Annotated in this window: 5 protein-coding genes; 1 reads left to right on the top strand and 4 read right to left on the bottom strand. The window is 61.0% G+C overall.

The genetic code is table 11. The features are described from left to right. From O6929_08375 to O6929_08390, 4 genes are all read right to left on the bottom strand, one after another. The coding region (locus tag O6929_08375; GenBank protein MCZ6480402.1) for an SDR family oxidoreductase at positions 1-726 on the bottom strand (726 nt) is incomplete at its 3' end. 41 nt (positions 727-767) lie between these two features. Next, complete coding sequence (locus O6929_08380; GenBank protein MCZ6480403.1) at positions 768-1,886, bottom strand: carotenoid 1,2-hydratase; 1,119 nt, start codon at positions 1,884-1,886, stop codon at positions 768-770. After that, positions 1,876-4,401 (bottom strand): ABC transporter permease, encoded by a 2,526-nt coding sequence (locus O6929_08385; protein ID MCZ6480404.1) that lies wholly within the window; start codon positions 4,399-4,401, stop codon positions 1,876-1,878. Before O6929_08385 ends, O6929_08380 begins: the two co-directional genes overlap by 11 nt. Next, positions 4,398-5,159, bottom strand: a complete 762-nt coding sequence (locus O6929_08390) for an ABC transporter ATP-binding protein (GenBank protein ID MCZ6480405.1) — start codon at positions 5,157-5,159, stop codon at positions 4,398-4,400. Before O6929_08390 ends, O6929_08385 begins: the two co-directional genes overlap by 4 nt. A 321-nt stretch (positions 5,160-5,480) precedes the next feature. Here O6929_08390 and O6929_08395 point away from each other — a divergent pair, with 321 nt between their 5' ends. After that, entirely contained in the window at positions 5,481-5,948 is a 468-nt protein-coding gene (locus O6929_08395) for a PilZ domain-containing protein (GenBank protein MCZ6480406.1), read from the top strand. The last annotated feature ends 128 nt before the right edge of the window (positions 5,949-6,076 follow it).

The raw sequence follows: 6,076 nt of genomic DNA on the forward strand, positions 1-6,076 counted from the left end.
GGGAGATTTCACCACTCGAGGAGGAGGGAGACCGAGCTCGGTCGCCAGCCAGCGCAAGACCTCGCTTTCTCCGGCAGGCTCGTGATCCACGCCGATGTAGAGCTGGTCAGGCTGGGACAGCATCATGAGGTGCTGTAGCGCGCCGGCGCAGTCATCGCGATGAATACGGTTTGTGTACACGGGAGGGCCTTCGGCGCACACGACGTTCCCCTGCCGCACGCGTCCGATGAGCCGTTCCCGGCCGGGACCGTACACACCGCCCAGCCGTAGCACGGTGGCGGGGAACGAACCGTGACGCAGCACGCGTTCAGCCTCGAGCATACGAATACCGGAAAAGTGCACCGGCTCGGTCGGTGATTCCTCGTCGACCCAATCTCCCTCAGTTTGCGCATAGACCGCGGTACTCGAGGTAAAGAAAACGCGCCTGGGCTGCTGCCTCCGGGCCTGGAGCGCATCGAGGAGGTGGCGCAGACCGTCCACGTAAATGGCCTGGTACTCTCCCTCGTCAAAACCACTGGGTGCCGCAGTGAAGAACACGAAATGAAGTCCAGGGGGCAACCCCCGGAGCGTTTCAGGAGCGGTAAGATCTGCCTCAAGGGGGCGAATGTTGGGGGGCAGGACCTCTGGGTGGCGCTGCAATCCCCAGACGACGTGCCCTTCCGCTGCCAGACGCACACCGAGAGCTGTGCCAACATAGCCGCAACCTGCGATGAGTACATGAGTCATGTCTCTACCTTCCATCGCTCTTTGGCCCACGAAAACCAAGATCAGATCGCCGGTCGGCTCCTTGTCCCATAGCCAACCAGTTCGACATACCCGCGGCCGATTCTACCGCCTTCGGCGGTCTCGATCCGCACTGCTCCCTCCCAGTAGAACAGGTTCTTCACGAGGTGGCTCCGATTTTCCTGGTCTGCCAACTCCGGAACGATGACGATTCGCAAGTTTTCGCCCGAGAGTTCTACGATCCAACGGGAAGGGTATGTGGCCCCCGTCTTCGGACTTTTCCACGTCTGGGTGGAGCGTACTGACCATTCCCCTGGATTCAAATAGCGCGTTTCGCCCTCCCGAGATACGAGGGTCCCCCGGGCAAAGTCAATTTCCCCGCGTTCATTGCGCAAGAAGTACAGCATGATCTCGCGGCCATCCTGAAGCTGCAGACTGAACCAGTCCCAGCCCACCTGGTCTGCCCCGAGTTGGTCGGTGCCAAATTCCTTGTCCATCCAGCTCTCTCCTCGGACCCTCACCCTCTCTCCATCGATCGAGAGCGTTCCCTCTGTCAGGAGGCGGGTGAAGCTGTAATACTGGCTGGCAGCGGTGGGTCCTTCTCCCTTGCGGCTGAACCCGTTCGGTCCCTGCAAGACCAGGCGCTTGGCCGGCCGGGTGGTGAGTTGGAGAGCCATCCCTTGTGCCTTATCTCGCATCGAATAGTCGAACGCGTGGCCGTTCCAGCGCAGGGTCCATTTGCCGTCGGTCCCGGCAGGGGCCCGGCTCCAAGCGATGACTGGATCAGGGTACCGACCGAACCCACCCAAAAGCGGAATGGTGCGGTAGAGCACCTCGCTGAAGAGATGCCGCCCGCTGCCCAGATCGGTAATTGCTGCGTGCCCCATGATCAGATTATTGGTGGTCCAGTTGGACTGAAGCTCAGGAAGTTCGGACAACAGGCCGATGCGGAAAAAGGTAAATTGGTATCCAAAGCGCCGGCGGGGTTCCTCCTCCGAAGTGAGATGCCCGGTAAAATACCACCATTCGGTCCGGTACCCCGACCGAGCCCAATGATCCTGGGGAAAGGACCAGCCGTAATCGCGACGGGCCGGCTGCCACTCCACCCCGTGGGCTGCCGAGGCCAGAAGCAGGAAGACTAACAGCCCGATCCTACATATCATCACGACTCAACTCGGTTGCCGGGGCTTGGCTGGCCCGCAGCGCAGGGTAGAGGCTCGCCAGGACAGCGGCCGCAAGGATGGTAAAGATTTGCTGAAGTACCGGCAGCCATGGCCAGTACACCTGGATTGTCCACCCAAAGTAGGCTCGGGTGATGACGAAAATCAATATGCCGGCCAGGGCAATCCCTCCGACCAGTCCGAGACCAAGACCCAGGAGCCCCATTCCAACTCCTTTGCCCACGAAGATCCAAAAAAGCTGCTGACGAATGGCCCCGACGGCGCGGCACACCGCCAGTTCGGATATCTGCTCCCTGGCCAGGATCAGCAGAGTCAGGGTAATTCCGCAGACAGCGATGAGAAGGCTCATAGCTTGGAGGAGCCGCGTGACGGCAAAGGTCTGGTCGAAGATCTTGAAAATCCTCTCGCGCAGGCGGCGGTTGCTCCGGATGCGGAGTGGCGTCCCGGCGTAGCGTGCTTTCAACTCGTCAACCACCCTTTCGGTATCCTGGCCCGCCTCGAGGTAGAGGGCAAGACTGTGGATAGGACCCGGCCCAAAGTGGCGATTCATGGTGCGGATGTCCAGAGCGGCCAATCCGCCGCCCGGAGAGTAATCGGAATAGATTCCCGCTATCGGGAGTTTCACCTCGCCTCCCGGTCCAAAGACTGACAATCGATCCCCCACCCCGAGTCCAGCCTTGCGGGCCAGCGTTTCTCCAATGAGCACGGCCCCATCGTCTCGTACCTTGCGAAATACCTCGGACGTCTCTCCTCCGAGCAGCGGGAAGCGCGTCTCTCCACCCGACAAGCCCATGTCGACTCCGGCCAGGGAGATCCGTCGTTCGCCTGAATAGACGAAGAATTTCCGCAACCGATCGACGGCGGTCACCCCTGGGTGGGCGGCCAAGGCTGAGACGAGATCGTCGTCCAGCGTAGCTTCGCTTTGCCTCCCCCGCCATGACGGGGTGCTGACATAGATGTCCGCCTTGACCGAGCTGTTCACCCATACCTCCACGGTCCGCCGGAAACTGCCGATCATCAGGGTGATCCCGATCAGCATGCTTACCGCGATGGCCAGAGAGGACACCGCGATCGAAGTGGTCTGCAGCCGGACCCCCAGGCTCTTCAGGCTGTAGCCGAGACCGAATCCGCGGACCCGGATCCCTCCCGTGATCCGCTGGACCAGGAAAGGCGTAAAGAGGGGGAGCGCAATAAGCAGAGCAATCCCCAGCACAAATCCCGCTGGTCTCCAGTCCCACCCGAACAGCCAAAACCAGAGCCCCGTACCGAGTAGAATGGACGTACCGGTCACGAAGAGAGGAAACGCCATCGATCCCACTCGTTCGTGCAGGGTAAAAACCGCAAGGAGCGATTTCGTGTCCTTGCGGCTCATGTCTAGCGCCGGGAACAGCGCGCCGGCTACCGCCCCCCCAACGCCGATCAACGCCGCGAGCACATAGAGCCAGAGCGGCATTTGCAGAGATTCGATCTCTTCGAGGAGATAGACGTTGCTCAGGGTGGCACTGACGACTCCCACATTCGCCTCCGCCGCCCAGTAGCCCAGGGGCAATCCAAGCGCCACCCCGAGACCACCGAGGAGAATGACCTCTCCCATGATGAGACCGAACACCTGCCGCCGGGTCGCTCCCAGTGAGCGCAGCAGCCCAAACTCCGACCGACGGTGGACGAGCAACGCCTGCGTACTGCTGTAAACCAAGAAGAGTCCGACGAAGAGACTGATCAGGCTCAAGGCAGTGAGATTGAGGCGGAACGCCGAGAGCAACCCGGCTGCCAGATTCTCTCGTTGCTCGGGAGTGAGGACCTGCACTGATGGGCCGAGTCTGGCTTGTAGGCGAGAGATGAGGGCGGGCAGATCCGTTCCCTCCGCCGCCTGGATGTCGATCTGGTGGATTTCTCCCCGCCTGCCGAGGAGGCTTTGGGCCTGGGCGATGTCCATGACGGCGAGCTTCCTGCTGGCCACGGGGCTGACCCGCTGAAAATCCACCAAGGCTCCCACCACCAGCCGGGCGCGGCGGGAGCCGCTCGACACCTCGAAGGCATCTCCAACCGCCCAACCCATCTCCTCTGCAAGCTGCGGTGTGATGGCCACCCACCCGTGTTTGGCTAGAGCGTCCGAGATATCGCCCCGCTGTCCCTTCCATGGCATGCGGACCGGTGCAAAAAAGTCGAATCCAACCACGTCCAGGAAAAAGGCCTCGCGATCTGTCACGGCCACATCAATGCGGTAGATCGGCCAGGCTGCGGCCACTCCCTTCTCGGCCAAGACTTCTGGATAAAGTCGCTCGGGGAATGTCGGGGTCCGGCCCAGGACACTGAGATCCGCATCACCGCTGACGGCCTGGATCCCGCCCCTGAAGGCGGCAAGGGCGTTCCGGTTGATGATCTGAATACAGATGACCGACGCCACACCCAGCGCGACTCCGAATATGGTCAGGAAGTAGAGTGAGCGTCCACCCCGGAGATGGGCGCCCAGGGACCGGACAAAATAGCGCCTCACGGGACCTCCAGGACACCGCTGTGCAGGCGCCAGCTCTCGTCGGCGAGCGCGGCAAGCTCTCGGCTGTGGGTGACGTAGATGAGAGTGCTGCCCTCTTCCGACGCCAGCTTCAGCATTAGATCCATAACCAGTCGGCTGTTGGCATCATCCAGGTTGCCGGTCGGCTCGTCTGCCAGCAGGAGCCGCGGTCGGCGAACCAGCGCCCGGCAGATTGCGATCCGTTGCATTTCGCCCCCGCTCAGACTTTGCACCGGGTCCTCTGCCCGGTCGGCCAGGCCGACCCGATCAAGCAGCTCGTGCACTCGTGGGTCAAAATCGGAAGATTTTCCCCCCGCGACCAACTCGGGCAGAGCTACGTTGTTACGGACGGACAGGTGAGATAACAGGTAAAAAAATTGAAAGACCAATCCGATCTTATTGCGGCGGAGCAGCGTGCGATCCCGGTCCGAGAGCGCCGCGAGATTGGAACCGTGGATCCAGACTTCCCCCTCGGTGGGAATATCGATCCCGGCTGCCAGATGCAGTAATGTCGACTTGCCGCTGCCACTTCGCCCCACGACGGCCACTCGACGGCCAGGGAAGATGTCAAAGGAGACGTCCCGGAGCGCGAAGCGGTCACCGCCCCCGAGGGAATCATATTTCTTGGACACGTGTCGAAACGAAACTGCCGAAGTCATCTCTATCCACGATCCCAAAATATATTTCAACATGAGTATCGCAAGGGCCCCATCAATATGCAACTCCCTTCCCCGCCGCATGGGCATGGTCAATAGACGCCTACTTCACATTTGCGTGCAAGATAAGAGAGAGCATGGGTCCCTTCAGGAAACCCTTCGATGCGGAGGCGAGGGCGTGATGAAGAAACTCGACCAGATTCGCCGAAGTGACTCTGAGGACATTTGCGTGTTGCTCCGGGATGTCCAAGGGGCACCGCATGTGCAATTGCGGGGTTACCGTCGGTCCGAGAGCCCCGATGAGGATCCCCTACCAGGCACCGAAGCGATCGCCGTGCCAGTGAACGCGTCCAGGACCTTCTTCGCATGCTGGCGCAGGCGCAAGAGCGCCTTGCTTAGGATGGGCTGGTCCACCTTTCTCGGACAACAGCCGCAAAAGAGCGAGACCCGGACCCCGTCCGCACCGCCGCTCCCCGCGGGTTCAGAAGTGGCGCCCGCCGGGAGCCCCGCGTCCCGGTCAAACTCTCTGTCGGATGTCGCCTCATGAACGCAGGGGGTCCACACTCTGGCTCTGCGGTATTTGGCGAAGTCAAGGACCTGAGCATTGGCGGGGCGCAGGTCTGGCTCCCCGAACGCTTTTCGCTCTTCAGCAAGATGGAAGTCTTGATGCGGATTGGAGGGCTAGACTTTCAAGGACGGGCAGAAGTTGTGGGAGCCGAAGTACACCCAACGGGCGAGGGGTATCGCTACAGCAGGCGCTGGCTGGGCCTGAGCAACCACGCGAAGGCAACTCTATCACAAGCCGATTGCTCGCAGCTAACCTATCGCTTCTATTTGGAACCTTTCACAAACACAAAAGCCCGCGCAGCTTAAGCGCTCGCGGGCTATCTGCATTTGAACGCGTCGAAATGGCTTGCCTTAAGCGAGAAGCGCGCAGCGCTTCGAGTCGAATGGCTCCCCGGGCAGGATTCGAACCTGCAACCTAGCGGTTAACAGCCGCT

The sequence above is a fragment of the Candidatus Methylomirabilota bacterium genome (genome assembly GCA_027293415.1).
Lineage (GTDB): Bacteria > Methylomirabilota > Methylomirabilia > Methylomirabilales > CSP1-5 > CSP1-5.